Genomic DNA, 24,349 nt, shown 5'->3' on the forward strand with positions numbered 1-24,349 from the left:
GAGTTCGATTTCTGTCACTGCTTTTGTTGTCGGCTGTTCCCACTCCTGCTTCGAGAGTTCGATTTCTGTCACTGCTTCTGTTGTCGGCTGTTCCCACTCCTGCTTCGAGAGTTCGATTTCTGTCACTGCTTCTGTTGTCGGCTGTTCCCACTCCCACTTCGAGAGTTCGATTGGGGCAGATAGAGTTTTTGGCTCGGACTCTTCAGGGGCGGGGGCGTGAGGTAACTGTTTCGGCTGAGGCTGAGCTTCTAACTCAGCTAGTAGCGCTTTAAATACAGTTCGCTCACTCGCCGTCAACGCGAACCAAACTTTTTTTCGGTTAGCGAAACCTTTGTCGCAAGTTTCCGTGAGACATTTTTTCACGGCATCGGTAACTAGGGGGTCTGATTGTGTAACCGCGAACCGCATCAGGTTAACGAGTTCTAGTTCCTCTTCGTTGAGATTTGAGTCGGTCGCGAACTCTGAAACCAAGTAACGCCCGTTAAGGTTGAATTGTTTTTTAGGTTTACCTTCAATGACTGAAATCTCGCGGTCAAGCTCAATCCGGCATAGCCCATCGCTCCACACCTTAACTACGGTGGCCCGCTCGTCTATATATTCTTGAGCTCCGGGATACTGGGTCGAAACTTTTACTCGCTCGCCAACATTCCAATTCACCATCGGGACGCTCGGCGGCTCTGTTGGTTCGGTTGGCTCTATTGGTTTGGATTCCTCGGGGGCGATCGTCCCTGGCTCGGATAGCTGAGGGTTGTTACAAGTTTTTGAGCTGTTACAGGATTGTGCTGAGGACTCAAAAGTGGGTGTAACAGTTGTGGTTACAGGAGTTACCTCAGTTAAGGGTTCACCTTCAGCCGTGTTATTAAGATCATCTGCGATCTCGTATGATGAGGTCTTTTCATGTTGGCTACTTTCATCCTGTAACGCTGTAACGTCTGTAACCATGCGGGTTGTAGGGTTTTTAGATGTTGTAACAACTTCAGAATTGCTTGTAACGTCTGTAACCGCAAGGCTTTGAGCTATTTGAGAATGTGCTGGAATTTCTGCAATCGCTGAAGTGCCTGTAACCGTGCGGGTTTGAGTTAATTCTTGCAATCCGCCATCAGCACAAATAGTTTTGATGCAAGCCCAGTTCGGGATGTGCGGTCGGTTGCTGCCACCTTCATCCTCCGCGACTGCTACATCAACAAAGCACGGTAAAATCTGAAGTCCCCGCCACTGAGCCGGAATGCGCTTGATTTTGTCGCCTTCTCGCACAACCTCGGAAGCTCGCCAGTGATTGGACAATACTCGCTGCAAGTGGTGAACGAATTTGTTGTAACCGCTTGGGGAGAGATTGTGGGCTTTGCAATAAGCCGCGTACCAACTGTGCAGATCACTACCGACGTAACTATCGCCACCCGATCTCAAACAGCGATCTACAAAAGAGCGAACGCTATCCCCTAGAATTGCGCCGTCTTGTTTGAGCGCGACAATTGACGGGTTGGTTGATGGTACGAGCAAAATGCGATTGCGTTCTGTCTTGTCCATTGATAGCGCCCAACCAGCGATCGAACCCAGCTCTGCCGATAGTTTGCGGCCTAGCTCCGGATCTTCGATGCTTGCCGTTCGGGCGCGGGTTTGCAACGGAATGCAGCGCCTGTCCCAGCCATCGCCGCTGTTCTCCGTTTGGATGTGTTCGACGGAGGCGATCGCAAATCGCACGTTCCATTTTTTTTGGTAAGCCGATGCCGAAAATAGAGCGCGTCCCGAAATGCCGCCATTGTCCACCAATTCGTAAAAAGCTTTGAGTCCGCTAAGAAAGCCGCCAGCATCGGGGATGTAAAACAAGGATTTACCAGTTAATAATTGATGCCGACCTTCAGGTTTTGTCAATTCGGTCAAGCTATTGGAACTGACGCTGTTTTCTTCGCCAAGTAAGTTTGCCCAAGTCCGCAGCATCACTCCTTTCCCGCTACCGCTATCCCCAATCAAGTAAGCAAATTTCCCGTAAGGTGCGGTTGGGTCTAAGTACATCGAAGTTACGGCCCTGATGACTTCTACTTGCTCGGCACCGTAGGCAGAAAGTATGAATTGCTTAAATTCGGCTGGACATTCTGACCCTGGCACATAATCGCAGGGGGAACAAGAAAGCAGGTAATGTTCCTTGTCGTGTGGGAACAGTTCGCCAGTCCTCAAATCCACAGTGCCGTTGGAGAATGATTTGAGGTGGTTCCGAGAAGTGTCAACCTTCTGGTGCAGCACCTTCCGGCAATATTTAAAGGCAGAATCTAAGAATTTGTTAGTGCCGAACTTAAACTTTTTGCCGACTTCTGCTGTTTCGTAGCAATTCTCGGTAAAGTCGCCGATGAGTTTGTTTACGTCCGCTTCATCTTGGAATTGCCAATAGCGCCCGTTCCATTGGTAGAAAGCATCATTGACAACTATCCAATCATCTCCGAATAAATTCTTGAGGCAGTGCACCTCAAACGTTGTGGACTTGGGGACTAAGTATCTGTCTCTAGTTCCACCGCTGCCGCCGTCGCCTCCAAAGGTTTTTGATTCCCAGTCCTTAAAAGTAACGGACGTGGCCAGCACTTTTCTAAAAGCTTCAATGCTCTTTCGTTGAATCAAATCGTCCATGCCTTTTGTCTCGCCTTCGGTGCCCGCATCCCAACCTCCAGTTGCACTGTAGACCGGAACGTCGAACTTGAGCAACTGTAGACCGAGTTTCCTCTGTTCCCAGGTGACGTTTGGGTTGGTGGCGGCGTCGGCATCGAAGGAAATGATGAACCCGAAGCCGGCACGGGCGTACTTTTCTAAAGTTTCGACCAAGTAGCGCTTGCCTTGAATGTCGCCTTTTTTAGAGGTTAGACCCATTGAAACGCCCAGCAGTGCAATAGTTGGGATGTCGTTAGCGCACCCGGCGATTCCTTTGAACGGGCCTTCGGTGAGGACAATGCACGGATGGTCGTTGATGCGGTAGCAGTGCTGCTTGAGATTTTCTGGTTCCCAGTAGTTTTTGTCGGTGGGATGCTGGGGCAAGAATGCGTCGTACTCACCCACTGGTGTGCGATATTTGGGCGCTTTCTTGCAGCTTTCTGATTTCCAAGGCTTGTCCGGTCTGAATTGAAATTGTGTGCCTGCACCAATAAAGAAGATGCCACCAGACTTGGCGGTATAGCCCAAGTAAAATGATGCCTCGTCAGCAGAGACGGTTCGGCAGTTGGCGTAACTCCACTTGTTCAGCAGTCCTCTGCTCTCAATGTGCGTCTTGTGTTTGGGGCAAAGGTACGCGGTAGTTGATAAAAATTGATTTGCAACAACGTTCATAGATGCCTCTCTCGCTACTCATAGCGGTGCTAACTGGTTTTTTGTACAAAAACCCGCGCTTATGTAGAAGAGACGGCTCTGCTGTAACTACCGTTAATGTGCAAAGGTGCAAAATCTGCGGTAATGGCAGAAATAGACTATGATGAATCTAAAGTTTTTTATTTTTGATTGTCTGCCGTCTCTTCTAAAGACGCGGACTTTTTTTTGTCTGGTCTAATCGTTGGGGGCGGTCGCTTGTTGACAACAGCCTTTTCAAATTCTATACGCGGACGTATTGCTTAGACCGTTAGCTGGCAAGGAATTTCCAAATCGAAAAATCCCAATTGTTGCCGAGCGCAATTAACCCGGTTCATCCTCAGCCCCCGGAATTCTCCAAGGGTCGATGCCGTTTTCTCTAAGCAGGCGCTCGTAGTAGTCGCGTTCGATTCTGGCTTCATCGTCAACCCAAAACGCTTCTCTGATATTTTGTTCTAGTTCAAGAACTCGCTGGCTCAGAAGCTCGTTTCGTTCAGCCTCAGTGCGGGTAACGCCGAAAGCTTCGTCAAACCGCCGTTCGAGAGATTCGGTAATCAGTCCCATGCAAAGGGTCAAGGCAGCTTTGTTCCCCCGGTGAGCTTGCCACAGCCAGTAAGCGCTGGCAATTTCTGGAGGGACGGACAGAAACCGACTTTGCCCCCGACTACCGGGTTCAGACTCGATTTCGATTTCTTCGCGCTCAAAAATCGTACTCGTGTAACCTTCACCCAGCAAGCTTTTCAGGGCGTTTGAGCGTAAAAAATCGGATACGTTGCGTCGGGATAAGCCCGCTGCTTCGGCTACTTGGGTTTGGCTCATCCGATACGAGCCATCTGGCAGCATGAACCCATCGACTGTGAGGGAACCTATCTGTACCGAGGCTCGAACGGCTCTAACTGATTCACTCATCAAAAACTCCTTTGACGCTTCATCGCGCCCTACGTGGCGTATACACCAAACTCCGAAAGTCCAAGCGGGCGTGTATACCGAAAGTTCAACTTAGTTTTTCAAGTAATGTTTCCCATTCCATAATTTGATTTTTTAGCAATTGAACCCGATCGCCCTTAGCCTTGCGCTTGAGAAACAAACCTCTGCCAGCAAGTTCTTCGCGGGCTAATGCGATACTCTGCTCCAAAACTTTTGGTCAATTCCTCCCTATCCTCCTTTTTTAGTTCAGCATCGGTCATCCCCACCATCTGACGGGCGAACTGTTCCAAGAATTCAGAGCGCGAGATGTCAAGAGCCTCAGCCCTGGTGTCGATCGCCTTCATCGCGGTGGGAGTCACAAAAATGCTGTAACGCTCTTTGTTTTCGCCCCAAGCGCTACGTTCTGCGGGTTTTCTGGCCATGTCTGTGTATGCACAAAATAACAATTTTCATCATAGGGCTTGACAACCTAGAAGCAAAAGTGTTATGTCTGTGCATACATAACTATGTATGTGCATACACAGACATAGTTTAACACCAAAACCAAACCCCGCCCCCCATGACTGGAAATCTCAAAGGGCGGGGTGTGGCACTCACATTAATGAGGTTTTTCAATCATGACACAAATACCGATACCGCTAACGGTTGAGGTGTCCGCTGCTGCTGCAACGCCAGGAGTGACGAGCGCTTCTTTGTACCCTTCGCTGTTGGCATCCGTAGACGCGATGGCAGACCCAGAACTCTGGGTTTTGATGGAAGCGGCCGTTTATTCGCTGCGCCAAAGGGACACGCTCGCCCGCTCCATTAAAGAGTGCGGAACTGTCGAATGCTTCGGCGATAAGTGGCCGCGAGATTTTGATTTCTTGCCAACCGAATCCGAAGCGATCGCCCTAGTAGAAGCCATAGCCGACCAATTCTCCCGCCGCCAGCTCCACACCTGTTGGCAATCGCTGCTGAGCACTTGCAACCGCATCCAAAAGCTTGCCCTGATTGAAGCGATAACCTACGCCCAGCACTATTCATCGACGGTGCTTCAAGCGCTCTCTCAATGCGAACTATCGGATTTGTTTGAAGATTCCTTGGAACACTTGGATGTTTGGCTTTCCGAACCCGAAGCGCTTCGCCTAATTCGCTTGTTCTCCGGTTCCCTCTTAGCTTCATCGGAAGCTGCACCCACACCCGGTGATGGGAGGGACGATCGATGAAAGCACTCAAAAGCCATCAATTCAAGTGGAGCGTTACCGTTACCCGCAAGTACAATCCACCCCGCCAGATTATAGTTTTCGGGCGATCGGCAGCAGAAGCGCTCCAAGGTGCCGTAGCTTCTGCCCGCGAAGTCTGGGGTATCTGGGATGCCAAATCATTTAGCCCGCCGGAAAGGAAATAATTTTTTTTGATTCTTCGTTAGCTACTTCGGGCGACTCCGAAAACAGCTAACGAAAGAATCAGAGTTTCGGGTGATGTAGCTAACAAGTAGCCAATCAAATGCCAGAAAATGCCAACACCTAAAAAGCCTGTAGACGTAGCTGTTTTTAACAGTCGGTGCGGCCAATGGAACCGTCGAAATTACTTCAGAGCAGAGGTAAGGGTAATTCTAGGTAAAGGGGGAAAACCGATGCCTGAAGCTACTTTCAAAACCAGACTCGCCCTTTTAGAAGCAGAATGCCCCGAGTTTCAGAGACAGCCTTACCGCCGGACATTTTCTCAATTTCATTTGAACTGCTTGCTAACCTTAGAAACTTGGATTCTGGAAGCCAACCGCTGCATTGCCACTGTTCGAGAACGATTAGCACAAGAAGGATTACCCACCCATGAATACCGAACCGACAATTGACCGCCGCGACATCAAAGCCAAATGGGGACTCAACAAAGTTTCTGACGTAACCAACGCTCGGAAAGCTTTAGGACAGCCCGATTGGCAAAACTCTCTTTTGAACCCTGATGACCGCGCCGAAATCGACCTGTATTTCGAGTTGGTACTGAATCAGCGAATTGCACCCGGTTTGGCACTCAAACAAGTAGTTGGAACTCGGAACGGACGCGGTGAATACTGCAATGACATCGACTCAGAAGCGATCGCCAGCGACCAAAAGCGGGATGCAGAAGAAGAGAAAAGCGGAGCCATACAAGCCATTGAGGGAATGACTCGCGAAGCATCCTTGGGAATGGCCGATGTTGCTGGAGCCGTTAGCGACCAAATCCTAGATGCCTTTAAGATTTCTCTGAGTGCAAATCTGACCCACGGTTTGACCGATATGGCATCGAATATCCGAAGTAATTTCAGCGTTCTCACCGAGGCCGTAAAAGCAGCTCCCTTGGATTTGCGGAATGCCAATTTGCCAGCCCCAAAGCCTGTTTTACCAACCAAGCCAGTACCGCCACGGAGGATTTCACCAGGACTCTGGTAGACGCTCACCGAGAGTTAAGGGAAGCCCTAGCTTTAAGGCAAGCTCAAAGGGAAAAGGTGCTCCTAAATCTCATCTTTTTCCTGAGCCTACAACGGGGGAGAGAACCTAAACAACCTGGCATTATATTGCCCCCCAATCGCAATTATGCTGAAGAAACAATCGCGCTAATGAGGTTTGTCTGATGCTGGAAAGTTACGGTTTCATAGAAATGTATTTAGTGTGTCCTGGATTGAGATTGTGGCGGGTCGTTAAGTCTAAGCTTGCGACAATCAGTAAAGTGAGCGAAGTGGCTGTATTGGTAGGAGGGTGCGGGTGAAAATCAGAGAATTCTTGGCAACAGTTAAACACTGTAATTCAGGATGGCAAGAACAAAAACTGGTACACATCCTGTTTACTGACCAGGATGAAAAGTATCAGTTACTAAAGCCTTACTGCGTGGAATACGGTAAAAATGTCATCTTTAGCAAGACAGACAACGAGATTCTGTTACCGGATTGAGTAAAGCGCACATATAGAGCTAAGGAGTACAGCTTAAATGTAGCGGTCAAGGACAGGTTTACATTTCATTCAGTCCCAATGAAACTTCGAGGTAACAACTATGTCGGATAAGCTCTCGGTCATTTGTGCGTCAATCCTATTCTCAGCCATCCCCGCTATGCTAATTTACGGCGGTCAATCTATCTACCACGACGGTTATCGGCAAGCCGTAAAAGATTTACCGCCAACAGTAGTTCAAGGCGACCAGAATATCAACAACAGCACGAACAACAACTATCAATTTGCACCGTCACTTGGGGGAAAGTAAGCTTGGGAATTGTTTGACACTAGCTAATGTAAACGGGAAAGCAAGGCAACTGAATGAGGCAAAATGCAATGCTGAGTAAGATTATAGGAGCTTTACCCACAAGCACTTTAAATGCAGTATTCGACGCTGCATTTGATGAGCTAAAGAGAAGAGGGAAAATTATTGAAGACGAACCAGTGGCGGAACTCACCTCTGACAAGATTAAGATTTTTGCTCACTTTGGATTGAAAATAAAACTCGTTGTTGAGCCAGATTTCGCCTGCTGGTACGTGTATGACGGCGACCCCGACCCGATCGAAATTGGCGTTGAAGAAAATGAGGATATAGCTTTTGATTCAGCTACAAAATGGGTGGACTGGTATTTGTCAGGTGAATGGAAAGTTTCTGATAAAAGTTCCTATTCTACAGACCCGCAAGGAAATTAAACTTACACTCGCCTTGCTGCTGACAATGGATTTGATTGCATACCAACCCGCAGAATGGATTAAAGGAGACAAACCATGAGTGCAATTGTTAAATACACTGGCGGTGGAGCCATCGCCCCAGCCCTAGTCGGGAAAGTCAAAGCATTTGATAGCGCACCTGAAATGTTGACTACTTTTCAGGGATACTACGGTTTTGACCCATCAGCGTTTGCCGGGATGTCCGAGGAAGAATTGGGGGCATTCGTAGATTCGGTTGAAGAAATCAAGTTTCTCATTGACAACCTCGACAAACTAGAAAAACACGTCAACGATTATATTGATGGCGTCGTAAAGTACAACGAGTTTGTAGCGCGCTGCGTCAAAGCTGGTGCTAAGGGCATGGAGAAGATCGATCGAGCTACTCTTGACGTATTCTTGGCATGGAAAGGTTGGCAAGCCAATACCAAAAAGCTAGCCAAAGATTCGGATGTTGGCGTCAGACTTCTAGACCAAGAAGTTATCGATTACGGGGATTTAGCCGAATACGACCTTGAGATTTCTCTTCAGATTGTGGCTAACAGATTAGTCCGTCAAAAAGAGGCGCTATCCCAAAAACCTGACAAAGAAGCAGCAAACTATGCGGAGCGACAAGCAGCTCAAGAGGCAAAAAGCGAAGAGAGAAATAGGATAAAAGACTTGTTCGCTTACGGTACTCGCGGGAAATACGGTTTGCCATCATCGAGTAGCAAACAATTAATTCCTGCCACTAACGCGACCAATAACGCAACCAATAACGCGACCAATAAAAGCGGTTGGCTAAAAAAATGGGGCGGTAAAGCCTTTGATTATTTCTCTGGGAAGTAGCCATGCAGTTGCCACCATTTCTCATCCCCAAACCTCAAAATCCTCCTGTCTCTCCACCTTCACAACAACCACAACTCCCCGACCTAGAAGAATCAGACCAATTGAGGTTTTTCAAGAACTTAAATAGCTTCTGCGGTCAAGGATTTTGGTTTGCGGTTGGGTTGTCAATTGCTCACGTTTCGAGGATTCTCAGTGCTCCTGTAATGCTCGTCGCAGTGATTTTAGTAGCAGGGTTTCTGTTTGTAGTAAAACCAAAAAACCCAACCTCTTATTTACTATCCATGAGGCGGATTAGCGGGTTGGTAGTGATTGTCGGAACTGTTGCTGCATTTTGGGATGCGGCGTGGCTACTGGCAAATATGCCTTTAAGCGTAGGCTTTGGCTTAATCCCAGTGTGGCAGCTTGTCGTGATTGTCGGTGTGTCGGTCGCGCTGCTTTTGTCGGTCACACTGCTGCGGAGGCTGACCCGATGAAAAGCGATCTCGCTCTTTTGATTGTGGGCATCGGGTGTAGCGGGTTTAGCTTATTCGGGTACTTCGACAAGCACGTCAGCTACTGCAATGGAGCTACAAACCCCTGTACGCCTGTTGTGGTAACGGGTTCACAGTATCCCAAGAATGCCAAGTTTGTGAAGCTGCATCAAGGTTGGGGGCTGCTGCGTACTGCATCCGGCGTAATTGGTGCAATGAGCTTTGGTGCGGGTTATTTTGCATCGGGTGCAGCATCGGTGAAGCAGAGAAAGAGCGAGGAAGAGGCTGCTCTCAATGAAGCTCGGCAGAAGCAGTTAGAGGCAACTACCAGCGACATTTTGGATGAGGAAGAAATCCAGAAAACAGCGATTGCCGCTGACTTGAGAGTGAAGGACTTCAAGCGCGAACTCTACGACGGCTACAACACGCTTTATTTGGAGAAGAACCCCGAACTGTTGGATGCTTTGACAACCCCTAAATCTTTGCCGGCTTCAATGGAATCAAAGTTCCAGGAATTTGAAGATGCCCAAGTCGAACAAAACGCAGCACCTGCACCAAAGAGCAATCAATTGTTGGGCGTAGAACTGCCAATTACCCCAGATTTAGGAGTTAAATTCTTTGATTGGAAGCAGTTTAGGGATACTCCTGAGATGTTTCCTCACTTGAGAGGAGTTGCACCCACAAATGGCGGAAAAACCACGCTATTTGATTGGCTGATGGATGTGATGCCATGCGATAAAAAGCTAGTAATTACCATCAAACGGAAACCGCATCAATGGACTGGATTAGAGGTAATTGGAGTTCCCGAAGATTACGGTGCCATCCGAACAGCTTTAGAAAGTTTGCAGTCTGAAAGAATTCGTCGCACTGTATTGATGGCGAAGGGAATTGATTTCCCAATTTGGAATGTGGGCATTGATGAATGGAGAGTGATTAGCAAGAATATCAAAGCGATTGTCGATCGCAAAACCAAGCAAATCATATCGCCTTCTGCCAAACAGATTATGGGCGATATGATTACTCTCGCCCGCGAACTCGGCATCCGCATCTTTGCTCTGGCTCAGGGGCGGCAGGTGGTGACATGGGGATTAGAGGATGAGAGCGATTTAGCTGAGTGTTTTTGCAGCATTTATATGGGTAGATTCGCCCTAGAGGAGTGTGAAAAGTATCGCAACAAATATCCCAAGGATTCGGAACAATACGCCAAGTACCAGCAAGTACGGGATTACTTGGAATCGCTGGGTAATCGGGCTGCATGGATTAGCTGCGAGTTAGGAGAATTTCCCGCTGTTGTACCCGACTTGAGCCAATGGCAACGACAGCTTCCCAACCTGTCATCCCAACCAGAAACTTCCGTAAATAGTGAAACATCCCAAGCAACTGAGTTGGCTCCGAATCAAGAATCAGAAGACTCTCAAGAACTGTGGGAATTAGCCAAGAAAAGGCTCCTAGAATCCTGGCAAAGTGATGAAGTTACTGCACGGGAAGATACTGCTACTTCATCAGAAGGTGAAGCGGACAAAGCGGCGGATGAAGCTAGTGAAGCGTTGCAGGATAAGGATTACAGCACTACTTCCCTACTTCCCGAACCAGAGCGCTCGAAGGCATTGGCGAGGGTAATGGCGCTACTGAGCAGTCGGGGAAGCAGTGAAGTAGATACAGTAAGTGAAGTCATTAGCCTGATTCCCGCTCAACCAGATAAAGCGCTTTGGTTGAGCTTAAAACTACTGAGATTGGGAGTTACGGCAAGCAGTCGAGATGTGTTTGGCTGCGGTACGGGAGGTAAAGCATTCCAGAAAGCGAAAGACTGGTATCATGCCCTTGAGTCAACCTTTGGAAAGATTGTGGAATAGCATAAATTTTGGGTAAAACTTAGGCACTCCATTACCAACAAATATGCTAGTTGCAGTTGCTTTGATTCTCTACATTGGTGCGAAAATGAAATGGCAGAGATGGGGAACCTGCGATTATGGAACTAACAAAATACAGTTGGTGGGGTGAATTCAATGAGCCACCAGAACATCTCAAAACTAAAAAGCAATTGGGTGAATTGGCTTTATCACCTCTGAAACCTTCAGGCATTGTCGAAACGCGAAAATACGACGTGTTCCTCTACGATTCGACTAATCCCAAATCCTGCCGACCAAAAAGAAAGCCATCTCCCAAACAATTGGAAACCCTTGCCGCCAACCGCCTCAAAGCCAAAATCAAGCGGAATTATTGAGAGTGGTATCGAGAAGTAGGTTTCATAGAAAGAGATAGGGTGAGTGCTGTTCTTTGGGCAAGAGAACAATTAACCCAAAACGATTGGGTGATTCTAGATACTGAAACTACGGGGCTCGTGCGTGCTGAGATTGTAGAGATAGCAATTATCGATCGCCTAGGTGAAATGTTGCTGAATACGTTCATCAAGCCCTCAATTCCGATACCTGCAGAAGTAACAGAGATTCACGGCATTAGCGGTGCAATGGTAGCCGATGCTCCTACCTTCCCCGAAGTCTATCCCACGGATGCAGCCCTGAAAGATAAACGAGTATTAATCTACAATTCTGCTTTCGATATCAAAATTTAAAATTACTGCTGTCGGCTTCACAGTTTGCCGGTTTTGAAGTTGGCAAAGCGCTCTGATTGTTTGATGGAATGGGTAGCGCAATGGGCCGGAAACTGGAGTTATTATCACTCATATTATCGGTATGTTCCTCTCAACGGCGGACACCGAGCTCTCTTGAGATTGCACGGCTGCTTTTGAGCTTATTAAACGAATGGCAGCGGATTCGGAGCAAATCAATTGCCCCGTGCCCATTCCTCAGAAAAATTCATGATATCCCAATCCACCGCACCATCCGGGAACAGGGATAATTGTCCCGGCGATACGTTGGACTGTCTGCGGTGGTCGCTCCGCACTCCAAGCATCTTTATTCGCCACAGAATGAGGTGGAACGCATGAGCGAGGCACTTCAATGCCCCTGGACTCACGATTGGGTATTCTGCTCGCGAAGTGCACATCGACTGCATTTACTGGAAGCCTGCCTTGTAAGCGTTACTGAATTCACTGCGGGTTCAGGATAGTTGTAGGTAGCTTTTCGCTCGGCTTTCCCAAATAAAAAATACCGAGAGCAAGTGTAGCTCCCGGCATCAATTTTTCCAGTTCCGTTGTTGTTAAGTAAATCCAATCAGGCTCAATTTGGAGAAATTTGCCTCACTCGATTAAGCACAGCAGATCGTTATTGGCTAGCCTGTTCCAAAGCGGGATTCGCTGTAGTTCCAGCAATTTCGGCTAAGTTAATCTTGACAACTTTATTGCGAGCTTCAGTCACTTTGGGCAGAGTTAGCGTTAGAATGCCATCTTTGCATTCAGCCTGCACAGAGTCGTTTTGAATGTGGGCGGGCAAGGGAAGCACCCGGTGGAATTTGCCGTAGCGGAATTCAGAGCGGACGTAGCCAGATTTCTCGTCTGTGTTTTCGTAGCGGCGTTCGCCAGAGATAGAAATTGCTTCGCGAGTCACTTGAACGTCAATGTCTTTGGGGTCAATTCCGGGCAGTTGCGCTTTTAATACGAAGTTGTCCCCAGCATCAGCCAATTCTAGAGCGGGCATCCAAGTGGCTTCTGAATTATCTCTCGTTGTTGCCAGTTGGTCAAAAACTTTATCGAGTTGCTGACGGATGGTTTCAATTTCCGTGAAGGGTTGCCAAGAGCGCATCAACATAATGTGTCACCTCAAAGATTGGTAATGCTTTATAAGGAAAGTTTGGTTGAAGCTCATTGCTTACAGTTATTATGATGCCGCTTTCTAAGTGTGAGTAACAGTCAGGAGAACCCCACTCTGTTGGTCGTATTTGCCAGAATAAGTGCGAAAGAAGCAGAATTAATTGGCATTGAAGAAAACCGTACAAAGCTATTCCTAGAAACCGAAAATGCTGTAGCAACGCCATGATGACCCTGCCGAGCGAACTCTGCTGGCGTGCGAGCGTCGGGGGAAGGATCGGCGGTGTGGCCAACCGTACAAAAAAAAAGCACAGTGCGGGTGATGTTTAGCAGTGTAAGGACGTACAGAGCGGGTGTGAGCTGCTTTCCCATAGCCATCGCTCGCGCTCATGAGGGATCTCGCATAATCCCCTTCTTAAAAATGCGATCGCCCAAGAGGTTATGTGTCGCTAGTTCAACAAGTAGTAAGAGCTCAAAGCGCTTCTCTAAAATGTGTAAGAGTCAATGGCTGTACTTGAGAGCGATGTCTACGCCCCCTTCCGACGCATCTATCTAATCCGTTGACATCTCGATTTTGACTCACCTCATCTTCCATCTCGATCGCCTTTCGCATCCAACTCAAAATCACGCTCGCACTTTGGGCTTCCTTTCGTACAAACCCCGCAACACGACCTTGATATTGGGACACGAGAAATAATTAGTTAGGCAGGCCGATGCAATGGGGGCTCGGGTTGTGTGCATAGAAAGTGTAGCGACCGCACTCTTCGAGATTGGGGGCAGGGCGGGCGTGTTGGGTTTGGTTCGGTTTCTCCAAGCCTCTGCCTTGGGGGAGAACCAACCTCCAGGTGGAGCTTCGGGCGACTCTTTTGAGAGGTAAATTTTGGATAAAGGCAAGTCTTCCTTAGTCTAAATTAGTATTTATAAGGAAAGTTATAAAGAGTAAATGCTCAACTTACTTGAAGAGCAACAGCCCGAAACCTTGAAGTTGCACGCACCGGTGCCGCTGGCATTGCATCCAGCAGCGGTGTACCTCGATAGTTTGGGGAGCGATCGCTCGAAGGCAACGATGGTGGCAGGACTCGACATCATGGCGAAGCTGCTCACTAATGGGGAGTGCGGTGCGATGACTTTGAATTGGGCAGCATTGCGCTACAGGCACACGGCAGCGCTGCGCTCGGCACTGGAGAAAAAGTACGCGCCAGCATCGGTCAATCAAATGCTGTGCGCCTTGAGGCGTGTGTTGAAGGAGGCTCTGCGGTTAGATTTAATAGACTCTCAAGATTACAGTAAAGCGGTGGATGTCAGAAGCGTCAAGCAATCGGGAAAACCCAGGGGGCGGGCGCTATCCCCGGATGAAATTGCAGCGCTGGTGCAAAGCTGCTCTGGCGAGAGTACCCTTGATGTTCGAGATGCAGCCTTGATTGCTATCTTGCGGGGGGGAGGCATCCGCCGCGCTGAAGCAGTCAGCCTTAATTTGGAGGATTTCAACCGCTCCACGGGAGCATTGGAAATTCGATTCGGGAAAGGGAAGAAAAACAGGATGGTTTATCTCCCAGAGGCAGCGATGGCGTTGGTGGAACAGTGGCTCAAGTTGAGGGGAGAAGCGCCAGGGCCGCTGCTTTTTCCCATCCGTAAGGGAGGAGAAATTCAATTTCGGCGGATGACGGACGATGGTGTCTTAAAGATTTTGCAGCGACGGGCGTTCCTCGCTGGAGTGGATTCTTTCTCGCCTCACGATTTCCGCCGCACGTTTTGCTCAGACCTCCTCGATGCTGGAGTCGATATCGTGACAGTGCAGAAGTTGGCAGGTCACGCCTCTCCTGTGACAACAGCTAAGTACGATCGCCGGGGCGAAGAAACGAAACGACGGGCTGTGCAGCACTTAGGGTTTTGATTTTTAGGGTGGAGAGCTCATCGCAGATTTTCTTGAGCAATGCTAGGCCGTGCCTTCTATTTTCCTCTCAAGCGCGATAAGGTTCACGTCTGAGAGTCTGGTCTACTTACTGCATTACTGCATCGGTCGAAAGATTGCCCTCGGATGTTCAAGCATCACAGCGGTACAATCAACCAACACTTTAGCCAATAACCAACATAGAATTAAACCATAGACAAGGGTGAAAAAAAAATCGGTATTTGAGACAGGGTACAATCAACCAACACTTTAGCCAATAACCAACATCAACAATTAACTTCTTGAATTACCATTATAAATTGTCTATAGCAATCCTATATGATTTGTGACAATTTACCATAACTGTGAAGCTTGGAGAAATCAAATATCTGATAATGAGTAACTAACTTAAATATATATTTGACGGCAGCAAATGTCTGACACAAATGATAGCACCCCCTAATCCATTGTTTAGCTTGTAACCAAATATCTCCAATTGAATTCTGAGTCGGAGCGTAGGAGTGCGAATCTCAAACAAGTAATTTTCGGCGTTACTGAATACAGGTATGAATTCAAGATTTCGGAATGGCTATAAGCCAAATGGGGTAAGTTTTGTAACATCAAGCGCAAAGTTGATTTATACCATGAATCAGCAACGCCGATAGTGTCTGCGTCAGTCCTCCACTATCAAGTCTGATAATGTTGAAAATTCACTTTAAACCACCAGTGACTGATAGCACCAACTTGGACGCCGCAGCAGATTGAAGGTATCTAGGTATAGAATCCGATCTGCTTCTGCCACTGTTGCAGCGGCTTCATTCGCTTCATTCAATAAGCCTTGACGGCAATCTATGTTCCACAAAGGATGAACGATAATAACAGTTATATCGCCCACAGTCAAACCCGGTAGAGGGCCGAACTGTTGCCCGGAACAACTAAACGAAGCACAAAATGTATCGCGCAAAGCAGTTGCTTTCAATACCCAATCTTCTAAGTCTGGAGTAGAAAAATCTCCATCCAGTCCGCAACGAAAATCACTACTAGCTAATCCCCTCAGCAAGGAAAGCCCCAAACGCCAATCCAGCAGGCCGTGATAGTTCATATTGCGGTACTGCTGCAAGCAATCGTAACAGGAAGAGTCACATTTTTGGCGATGTTCAGGTGACATTATCGCCTCAGCAAAGCTATTTTTAGAATCCAAAATTTTGTCTAAAAGTATATCTTCCCAGTGATTAGCTAACCAGTAGGTAAAGCCTGAGCCATTAGCAAGCCGATCGCTAATTACAATTTCTCCTACTTTTTCCCCAGTATCCTCTAATTCAGCCTGTCGCAAACCGCTCACATCTAATTCTTCGGGATCGATGTCTAACTCCTGTGCTGCTACAGCACGAACCATGAAAGCGGCTGAGTAAAAAGCAGCTTTGACGGCGGAACCGCGTGCAATAGGATCGAGGCACAATCCATCCGGTACAGCAGCGGGTTTGATCCGCAGTACGCCAGTCGTTTTTGGGGCAACGATCGCGATCGCCTCTGACTCGCCTTGCTGTTTAAACTTCACATTATTTTTATTCTGAAATCGCTCATCAATCCACTGATCTGGTAACAGCTTATCACCGTGTCCAAATGTTGCATTTCCTGTTGCTCCTTTAAATAGCTGTCCTCGATTGTCATTCACCCGAAAAACGCGGCCGGATGCAGAAAAAGCTGTTTGAGTATTCGTATTATTTACTAAGTTAAAAGGTGGAGAGTTTGATTCGGCTACGCTGCCAGCACCTGTAATTAACGCATCGTATTCATCTTTAGCGTCCGCCCCAGGATTGAGGCTGGTACGGAAAGCTAAAGGGACAGCCCACTGAAAAACTCGAAATCCCTGTTCGTCAGTTGCCTTGCATTTCGGACAGACTGTATATTCAAATATTGTATTAGCAGTGTCCGTATGTTGGCACCGCTGACACCTTAACATCCATTGGCGATCGCTCAGAGGTTCGCCAGCAGGAACCAACCCGTTTTTATTGTCGGGAATTAACGATGCTGTAAACCCGATCGCAGTATAAATTCGCTTGTCTTTAGTTTTTTCTGAACCGGGGGCAAATTCAGAGACAGCTAAATCTAAATCTCGATCGATAGTAGGAACTTTTTGTTTTCGGGACGGATCGTGATGATACAAATCACGCACTCTTGAGGGCATCCCGTACATTGGCAAAACCCCGCCTTCAGCAAGGCGTTCTGCCAATCCATCTCCAGTCAATTCTAAGTTATTGGCACACTCGTCAATCTTTTTAAACAAATCCTGACGTGCATACTCTTCAAGTTTGTTGCGATCGATACCTTCAACACCGACTAGCAGAGAATTTATGATCTCGGTGACTTCCTTTGATTTCTCTAACCAATTACGAACTTGTTCGCGGCGTTCTTCCGTTTCCTTCCACTTTTTAAGTGTCCCAAATTCACCGTGACTGTCCGGTTTTTTTTCTACTTCCCAGCAGGTGACACTAGCATCCTTAAATGCACGTCTCAAACATTCTTTGGCTAGGAGGCGTTGCACAATCTCAACCTGTGACATAGAAAGAAAAGGAACTGGTGGCGGATCGCCCGTAATTTTTTCAGGATGGCGGTAATAAAATTCATCGTGCGATCGACCCCGACAGAGAGTAAGTACGATCGCGAAAGCCTGACCGCGGCGACCACCGCGACCCGCACGCTGTTGGTAATTAAACCGCATCGGCGGCATATTTGCCATCACAACAGCCATTAAACTGCCAATATCAATTCCCACCTCCATTGTGGTAGTGACGTTCAAAATATCGATGATATCTACCTCTGGGATAAAATCTCTTTTTTGTTCGCCAAAATTCACGATTATGTTGCGAAAATGTCGCTGTCTTTCGGCTTGATCGTCGGTTTGTCCAGTCAACTCTTCGCAGTGCAACCGCAACGGTTGACGCTTATTTACAGCTTGGGTGGCGAAATAATTGCGATCGTATAAATCTGCACATATTTTATTAGGTTCCGCTGATAAATTTGCCAAACAATTAGTACAAATACCTCCTGCACTGTGCAGGTGAGGGCGCTGGCAAGAATCGCACTGCCACACCGGGTCATCGGACACAGCAACTCGTACAGATAAATGCCGGGGATTAAGTATAAAGTGGTGGTGCTGACCGCAAATGGCAGATTTCAATGCCTGCTTCAATTCATGTTCTGAAATTCCATAAGCTTTTGCACACTCTTTAATATATTTCCGAATTTTTGGTCGCGCATCACCCCAGTCTTTCCAATCATCCAGCGGATATTTTTGAGGTTCTTTTGCTTTTGGTTTTAGATACCTGTACAATTCACCTAAAATTCGCAAACAGCCATCGCCAATGCTTTCCACTACTGAGGGTGAAAGTCCGCATTGAATTGCTAGCTGTTCTAATTGATTTGGCGGTAAATTCAGGCGAATATAACCCAAACCCGATGCTTCAATCCCAAAGTATAGGCGACTGAAAAGTGTGTCACATATCTCAGATTTTACTTTCTCTCGAAGTTCGTTGTCTCGGCTTGTTTTCGCGCCAGTAGACAAATCAGATTTCCATCCTGCGGTATCAGAATCAAAATCAAAAAATTTTGTCCAATGATTATCCTCCTTACTGTCATAGTTAAATTCCTGGTAATGGACATCATTGCCAGCAGGATTGACTCCCAAAACTTTCAATCGCTGCATGAGCAAACCAGGCTCTTGATTGTCGGCTTCAAACAGTATTCTGAGAGGAACTGTGCGGGTATTGCCTATGTGCTGGATTTCGTTGAGTACCTTCTGCGCGTTATCTCGATCTTCCTGCAAGTTTTTTACTACCACAGGCGAAAGTTCTGCTGGCCAGGTCGAGTTAGCTAATTCAAGCTTTTCCTCTAACTCGCTTACTATATTGGGGTGACGTTGAACAAAAAACATAGATTCAGAACGAGTAGGCTGACCGTATTGTTGAATATCTTCTAACAGGTGGGGTTTTCCGATTGCGATTTGTCCAAGTTCATCAAAAAGTGCTTCTCGTATTAGATCGTCATAGTGCGATCTCTCAATTCCATTGGATATAGAAGCGGCATCTTCACGACTATCAGAAAACACTACTAATTTGCGGGATTCCGCGTCTTCTGGTAGCTGATAAAACAGTTCTTTAGACAGCAGTTGACTCACTTTAGAAAAACCTGTTCTGAAGCCACGGATTGGAGACTTTTGATACAGTCGTTTGCTATAGTCAGCACCGCAGCAAGCACAAACCGCAGGCAAAGCTTTAACTTTTTCCTGTTCCTCTGGTAACAGGTTTGGTCGATAAAAAATATAGCCTTTTACTGTCAAGTCATCAGAGGAATGAGGGTTGTCTAAACTAACTATACCGCTGCGAGTATCTAGCCATGCCTTCTTCCAGCAACCTGACTCTGCTTTTTTAGACTGTCCCCAACCCTTCGCATATTCATCAATATCGCTCTGTCTGGACGGCCAAAATACAGCAAATTCTTTGTACGTCCTCCGAGCGAGAAATTTTCCAGCTTGTTTATCAGGAATCCCCTCAATATCTGGTTCTGTAGGCAAAAGTTCCCATCCATCATTATTCTGTCTGGTTAGCCTGTTTCCCCCAAGAAATACATTTTTGCACTGTTCGCAATAAAGAACTTCTAAAACTCGGTAATTATCGCAAAGTATGGGAGGATTTTCTACAAATAGTTTGCCGACAGGTCTATTTTCACCAATTTCATTTTCCTCGCACCCGTGATTCGGTTTAGTGCAAGCCCAAAGTCCTTCGATATTCCTGAAAAACCAGTGCATCCTGAAAGATGGCAAGGATGTTTGGTCGGACAAACCGCGAGCGACAAGCAATCCTCTTACTGCCAGCTTGAGGCTTTCATTTGTTAAGTTATTGCCAAACATTTTTTGACCAAAATCAGCGATCGATACGGCACGAATTTTGTCATCAACGTTACAAGCATCGACCATTCTAGCGCCAATAGCCGCGCTTTCTGATTCCACAATTTCGCGGCAAGCACTGTATGCCACAGTTTCCTGCAACCGTTCTATATTATTGATTTCAGGTGCTTCTGCCAATGCGATGAACGGTTCGACATCAAGGAATTCTTGACCCTCAATTGACGGAATTGGTTCTAAATGACCGGGTATAATCTGTTGGGAATGCCATTCGACACCGAAGAATTGATTCAGAAATTCTAAGCTTTTTGGGTCGTCTGGTTCCAGAGATGCACTAGAGGCAAGAATCCGCAATTTTGGATGACCTGGATGGAGCCCCAATCGTTGCAGCAACAGTCGCAGCAAATAAGCTACTTCAGTCCCAGAAGTGCCACGATACAAGTGCAATTCGTCAACAATTAAATGAAAGACACTACCATCTTTGTTTAACCATTCCTTCGTTTTTTCAAAGATATCTTGATCAATATTCCGCATCAGCATAATACTGAGCATAGAATAGTTAGTAATTAAAATATCTGGCGGGGCATCCTTCATATCCCAGCGACAGCGCATTTCTGACCCATCTAAACGCGGGAAAAAGAACCTGACATCATCATCGCCAGTTTGATTTGCGTGTTCGCTAGCTTTAGTGGCTGATTGCTCCATTTGCTGTATTGCTTCCAGCAGTTCTTTTATTTTTTTGCCATTAGGTTTACGATTTTCTGTGTATTCATGTCCCGGTACGGGCGTAACGCCGTTGTATCTTCCAAAATAAAGTCGGTTGCCTTTTCTATTATTTTGAAACCACTCTCTCGCTGCTTCAGAATCTAAAGCGCGGCGCAGCCTGGTAAGTTGGTCTTCAACTAAGGCATTCATGGGATATAAAATGAGGGCGCGAACAGCAGCATCCCGGTTTTCGTGACTTCTCTGAGGAACGCGATAAGATTTCTTAAAACTGTGGTTTTTCTTCACTACAGGGTTACATTCATTCTGCCAGTCCTCATTTTTCCACCAGTCGTTGAGATGAGGTCTCTCTGGCTTAGGATTATCCCAATTTTTCGATTCTTGGGCAAGGTAAGCAAATAGCGGCAACATAAAAGACTCTGTTTTCCCTGAACCAGTACCTGCCGTTACTACAGCATTTTGACCTTCTAATGCCTGTCGCAGCATTTGGATTTGGTGGCTGTACAGTTCGTAATTGCCTACAAGTCCGCAGGAGGCAAGCTGTTTAAAATCTTGAAGGGCAGATTCATCTAATCCTGGTACGTTTGAAGTATCTAAATCATAGATAGTTTTACCCGATCTTTGATAGCGGGGCATCGGTTCAATCCAGGGTTCTTGATGGAATGCACCGGGTTGGCGCAGCAGTCTTTCGCGCTCTTGTTCTATTTCAGGAAATTGAGTTCCGAAAGCGGTTTTTATGTACAGTAGGAAGTTGTCACGGATTGTATTAAAGGCGTTAATTGGATCGTGCATAAATTACCTCACTATGTTATATTTAAAGATTGCTGTAAAAGTGTTTGCCCTAATTTAGCTGCGGTCATTTCTGCTATTTGAGGGGGAATTGCGAAGAATAACTTGAATCCCTGAATTTGCGGATCGTGCGGCAATTTTTTTACATATGTTGCTGCATAACCGGAACAAAGGGTTAAGGCTCTTTCTAGAAGTCGTGGCAGATTGGCGCTGGCAGGTACTGCCATAGTGAATCTGCGTTTGTCGTAGATTAGGACATTCCGCCGCAGTGCTTTAAGAATAGCATACCTTCCCCAATCAAGGTCTATTTCTGTACAAAATCTATCTCGCCAATGATAGTACGATAGCGTGTTTCGCGATGGATGACTGTATCGGCTGAGACGAATATTAGTGTCGGTTTCTTTGATAGTTTTAAATTGTAATGAATCAGGTTCAAAAGTTTGGTGTTTCCAGTTCAGTTCTGGAGCGTTAGCCCATTTGAGAGTAGCTAAGTAGTCGTCAATACTGGCGGCAAAATGCAGCAAAGACCAGGCTGAGGGCGTTTCGATAAAAGGTATGCCGAGAGAAGATGCGATCGCCTGTAATTCCCTTACATCCTCTGCTTGTACAGCCACTCGCTTCGGTATCAACCCTAATTCACTCGCTTGTTCTTGGATTTCAACGTTGATGTGATTTCCCACAGACTGACAAGCATCTGATAATTGTTGAATAGTAGTAGGCGATCGCGCTCCTGCTAAAAGGGCTTGAGGAAAGCCGGCACTTGGCAATCGCACCAATAGAGGGGGAGCAGCATAAGCCTTACTCTTGCTACTATCATCGCTAAAATTAAAGTCACAGTGACCCAGAGAATCGAGGGCGCGAATTACTTGAAATCTTTTATTCTTAATTCCGTCTTTGTCCGTGTTTTCCTCCCTCACACCCGTCTCAAGATTATACAAATAATCAAATGTTTCCTTAAAGGATAGCCAAGTAACTTCCTTTTTTGCAGAAATAATGTAGAGCAGTTTTTCGCTAGTTTCAGACACGTTCTGCCTCCTTTTGAAACTGTTGCCACAATACTTTCAAGTTAGAACTATCTGGCGGGGAAATTTTCTTCCGATCGTGCCACAATATTTCTTTCCAAGCCCGCATCTTCTTGCGGTCTTTGCACTTTGACATCGACGGTGGTGACTCGGCTAAATTGGTGCTGCAAAACATTACTTGGCCACGATGACGACCTTTGGAAATAGCCCAAACAGGCTCCCAATCTGTAGGCAGTGATTCCCCAGGCCAAATTGCTATTTGACCTGGTTCTTTACCTATAAAGAAAATCCGCTGCTTTCCTTGTATTGGTAAAAAAGTGTTGAAGTTAAAGTCCGGGAAATCAACACCCCACGCCCATGCACCAGCAACGCCTGCACTCCCATTTGCCTCGGTCTGGAGCTTCCCGAAGCGATCGAACTGTTGCGCGTTGGTTTGGGATGGCAAAGAATAGTTTTCTACCAATAACAGAGAACAGCGCCTGATAATATCATCTCCACTGCGTGCTTCAATTAGCAACTTTGTTTCCGCTGGAGTATCGGCTGGCAGTTCATAAATATCTGCTGCTTCCGTGGAATCTAATAGGCGATCGTTGCAATATACTTTTATTGATTCGCTGCCACCTTGCAGCACCAATTTTGGCGGTGCAAATTTAAAGAATTTATTACCTTTTTCCAGGCGGATTCCCCCCGCCAACTCTAGCCGTACATTAGTCGGGAAAGCTAAGATTGGGTATTCTCGTTTAACAAGCTCGTCACTGTAAGCCCCCTTCGCTTTGAAGAAGTGCCACCCCCTGGGCAAACCATTTATGATTTGCAAATTTTCAAATTCTTGACAGCTAGAGTCTCCCCATCTTGTCAGCAATTCCAAACACTCTTGATGAGCTGCTAAATAAAATGGCTTTTGAATGGGCAACTGTCGCACTTCTACAAATCCCGGTAATCCCTGACTACCTCCATCAACGAATACTCGAATGGGTGATGCTGGCAGCCTAAAACACCATTTAGAGTCATCAGATCGCACTTGCAGACCTTTCAACCAATCAAATTCAGAGGCAACCAGTGGTTTTCCGTCTGACTCAGATATCAGAGTTGAAGACCAACCCCCACTATCTTCGTAACAAGAGAAGGGCTGACAATTACCATCTGAAAATAACAATAAATCGTCTTCTGAAAATTCGTGTTTTGTACTGCAACGCAAGGTTATAGTGGCGCGTTTGGCAATTGGATCTAGTTTGCAGCACAATCTCAATAGTCCGTAAATCTGCGTTCTATCTGAAACTTCAGCCGTTCCATCCCAACCACGCAATTCATCAATAATCCATTCGAGCAATGCTTGGCGATGTTCGTCACTCTCGCCAGTTTTTTCTAATAAGCGCAGCGTCGGTGCTCGCAGTTGTTTACGCCCATGATGGGCTAACAAAAGTGCGATCGCCCCCTCAGTAGGATGTGAAACAGGATCTAAGTCAGCAGCCGCAAAAATAGCAGGTAGTGCGCGACGCTCTTTTTCAGTCAAAAGAGTTTGGGCGATGGGTATGCCAACATGAATCCGACGCCCAGCACTGTTGATATTGAAGATCCCTACTTCACCTGATTTGTATTCATTTGCCCACCGCGCTAAGTCATCCCAAAGCCTCCTCATCTGGTCGAAGCCTCGATACTGTCCAGATGTAGATTCTTCACGCAGTAATGCCCGGAGACGGCGGTAGTAGGCATGGGCTGCAAAATCTTCTTCGATACCAGCAGCGAGGACGAATAGCGCCAAATAGCCGATGTAAAGAGGATAACCTTTTTGTCCGTGTCGGTACTTCCAGTCATCCATACTCTGCAAGGCTTTCTCGCAGATGCCCTTCCCTTGCACCCCAATAGGACCAGCCTTAACTGCCTTAATAAAATCGGGAAGATCCGCACCGTAGTTTTGACCAATATCTGTCATTAGTTCCTCTGTGACATACAGGTGAACGCTGCGCCCTGCCATTTCATTTTTGAAAAAATGAGCTGCGATTGAATTATTCCATTTTAAATAATCCATTTTTACATTTCATATAATTTAATTGAGCTTGGTAATTTTAAGTATTATAGCCCAGGAATAGCCATTATAGTCCGATCGTCCAGT

23 protein-coding genes are annotated in these 24,349 nt (G+C 46.7%); 14 read left to right on the forward strand and 9 right to left on the reverse strand.

Annotation, left to right across the window (positions count from 1 at the left end; all coding sequences use genetic code 11):
* From QT979_RS17275 to QT979_RS17285, 3 genes are all read right to left on the reverse strand, one after another.
* On the reverse strand, positions 1-3,309 hold a 3,309-nt coding region (locus tag QT979_RS17275), incomplete at its 3' end, for a DUF3854 domain-containing protein (RefSeq protein ID WP_333311182.1).
* Positions 3,310-3,648: 339 nt separating this feature from the next.
* Entirely contained in the window at positions 3,649-4,233 is a 585-nt protein-coding gene (locus tag QT979_RS17280; protein WP_333311183.1) for a hypothetical protein, read from the reverse strand.
* 155 nt (positions 4,234-4,388) lie between these two features.
* Entirely contained in the window at positions 4,389-4,673 is a 285-nt protein-coding gene (locus QT979_RS17285; RefSeq protein ID WP_333311184.1) for a hypothetical protein, read from the reverse strand.
* A gap of 195 nt (positions 4,674-4,868) precedes the next feature.
* On the opposite strand from QT979_RS17285, the gene QT979_RS17290 reads away from it, so the two are divergent.
* From QT979_RS17290 to QT979_RS17345, 12 genes are all read left to right on the forward strand, one after another.
* Entirely contained in the window at positions 4,869-5,456 is a 588-nt protein-coding gene (locus QT979_RS17290; RefSeq protein WP_333311185.1) for a hypothetical protein, read from the forward strand.
* Positions 5,453-5,638 (forward strand): hypothetical protein, encoded by a 186-nt coding sequence (locus QT979_RS17295; RefSeq protein WP_333311186.1) that lies wholly within the window; start codon positions 5,453-5,455, stop codon positions 5,636-5,638. The genes QT979_RS17290 and QT979_RS17295 overlap by 4 nt, the downstream gene beginning before the upstream one ends.
* 108 nt (positions 5,639-5,746) lie before the next feature.
* The gene (locus QT979_RS17300; protein ID WP_333311187.1) at positions 5,747-6,085 is read left to right on the forward strand and encodes a hypothetical protein; all 339 of its coding nucleotides are present in this window, start codon (positions 5,747-5,749) and stop codon (positions 6,083-6,085) included.
* Positions 6,063-6,659, forward strand: a complete 597-nt coding sequence (locus QT979_RS17305) for a hypothetical protein (RefSeq protein ID WP_333311188.1) — start codon at positions 6,063-6,065, stop codon at positions 6,657-6,659. Before QT979_RS17300 ends, QT979_RS17305 begins: the two co-directional genes overlap by 23 nt.
* Positions 6,660-6,971: 312 nt before the next feature.
* Entirely contained in the window at positions 6,972-7,157 is a 186-nt protein-coding gene (locus QT979_RS17310) for a hypothetical protein (protein WP_333311189.1), read from the forward strand.
* A 100-nt stretch (positions 7,158-7,257) separates the two neighbouring features.
* Positions 7,258-7,464: a hypothetical protein gene (locus tag QT979_RS17315; RefSeq protein ID WP_333311190.1), complete on the forward strand. Its 207-nt coding sequence runs from the start codon at positions 7,258-7,260 to the stop codon at positions 7,462-7,464.
* A 68-nt stretch (positions 7,465-7,532) separates the two neighbouring features.
* A complete protein-coding gene (locus QT979_RS17320; protein ID WP_333311191.1) occupies positions 7,533-7,889 on the forward strand; it encodes a hypothetical protein in 357 nt (118 codons plus the stop codon).
* Positions 7,890-7,964: 75 nt separating this feature from the next.
* A complete protein-coding gene (locus QT979_RS17325) occupies positions 7,965-8,732 on the forward strand; it encodes a hypothetical protein (RefSeq protein ID WP_333311192.1) in 768 nt (255 codons plus the stop codon).
* Positions 8,733-8,734: 2 nt separating this feature from the next.
* Positions 8,735-9,205, forward strand: a complete 471-nt coding sequence (locus QT979_RS17330) for a hypothetical protein (protein ID WP_333311193.1) — start codon at positions 8,735-8,737, stop codon at positions 9,203-9,205.
* Positions 9,127-11,055 (forward strand): hypothetical protein, encoded by a 1,929-nt coding sequence (locus tag QT979_RS17335; RefSeq protein ID WP_333311194.1) that lies wholly within the window; start codon positions 9,127-9,129, stop codon positions 11,053-11,055. Before QT979_RS17330 ends, QT979_RS17335 begins: the two co-directional genes overlap by 79 nt.
* Before the next feature lie 116 nt (positions 11,056-11,171).
* Complete coding sequence (locus tag QT979_RS17340) at positions 11,172-11,426, forward strand: hypothetical protein (RefSeq protein WP_333311195.1); 255 nt, start codon at positions 11,172-11,174, stop codon at positions 11,424-11,426.
* Positions 11,427-11,465: 39 nt separating this feature from the next.
* A complete protein-coding gene (locus QT979_RS17345) occupies positions 11,466-11,774 on the forward strand; it encodes a 3'-5' exonuclease (protein ID WP_333311196.1) in 309 nt (102 codons plus the stop codon).
* Positions 11,775-11,986: 212 nt separating this feature from the next.
* Here QT979_RS17345 and QT979_RS17350 read toward each other — a convergent pair whose 3' ends face one another.
* Both QT979_RS17350 and QT979_RS17355 read right to left on the reverse strand, forming a co-directional pair.
* Entirely contained in the window at positions 11,987-12,115 is a 129-nt protein-coding gene (locus QT979_RS17350; protein ID WP_333311197.1) for a hypothetical protein, read from the reverse strand.
* Positions 12,116-12,426: 311 nt separating this feature from the next.
* Positions 12,427-12,909, reverse strand: a complete 483-nt coding sequence (locus QT979_RS17355; protein WP_333311198.1) for an Hsp20/alpha crystallin family protein — start codon at positions 12,907-12,909, stop codon at positions 12,427-12,429.
* 90 nt (positions 12,910-12,999) lie between these two features.
* On the opposite strand from QT979_RS17355, the gene QT979_RS17360 reads away from it, so the two are divergent.
* Positions 13,000-13,137: a hypothetical protein gene (locus QT979_RS17360; protein WP_333311199.1), complete on the forward strand. Its 138-nt coding sequence runs from the start codon at positions 13,000-13,002 to the stop codon at positions 13,135-13,137.
* A 243-nt stretch (positions 13,138-13,380) separates the two neighbouring features.
* On the opposite strand, the gene QT979_RS17365 is transcribed toward QT979_RS17360, so the two are convergent.
* Positions 13,381-13,596 (reverse strand): hypothetical protein, encoded by a 216-nt coding sequence (locus QT979_RS17365; protein ID WP_333311200.1) that lies wholly within the window; start codon positions 13,594-13,596, stop codon positions 13,381-13,383.
* 255 nt (positions 13,597-13,851) lie between these two features.
* Between QT979_RS17365 and QT979_RS17370 the strand changes: the two genes are divergently transcribed.
* On the forward strand, positions 13,852-14,802 hold the full coding sequence (locus QT979_RS17370; protein ID WP_333311201.1) for a tyrosine-type recombinase/integrase: 951 nt from the start codon (positions 13,852-13,854) through the stop codon (positions 14,800-14,802).
* Between the two features lie 712 nt (positions 14,803-15,514).
* Here the strand turns inward: QT979_RS17370 and QT979_RS17375 are convergent.
* From QT979_RS17375 to QT979_RS17385, 3 genes are read right to left on the reverse strand one after another with little or no spacing between them, the layout of a single operon-like run.
* Positions 15,515-21,217 (reverse strand): DEAD/DEAH box helicase, encoded by a 5,703-nt coding sequence (locus QT979_RS17375; protein ID WP_333311202.1) that lies wholly within the window; start codon positions 21,215-21,217, stop codon positions 15,515-15,517.
* An 11-nt stretch (positions 21,218-21,228) separates the two neighbouring features.
* Positions 21,229-22,239, reverse strand: a complete 1,011-nt coding sequence (locus tag QT979_RS17380; RefSeq protein ID WP_333311203.1) for a hypothetical protein — start codon at positions 22,237-22,239, stop codon at positions 21,229-21,231.
* Entirely contained in the window at positions 22,232-24,265 is a 2,034-nt protein-coding gene (locus QT979_RS17385) for a hypothetical protein (RefSeq protein WP_333311204.1), read from the reverse strand. Before QT979_RS17385 ends, QT979_RS17380 begins: the two co-directional genes overlap by 8 nt.
* Positions 24,266-24,349: the final 84 nt, after the last annotated feature.

This window comes from Microcoleus sp. w2-18bC1, assembly GCF_036700365.1.
Taxonomy (GTDB): Bacteria; Cyanobacteriota; Cyanobacteriia; order Cyanobacteriales; family Microcoleaceae; genus Microcoleus.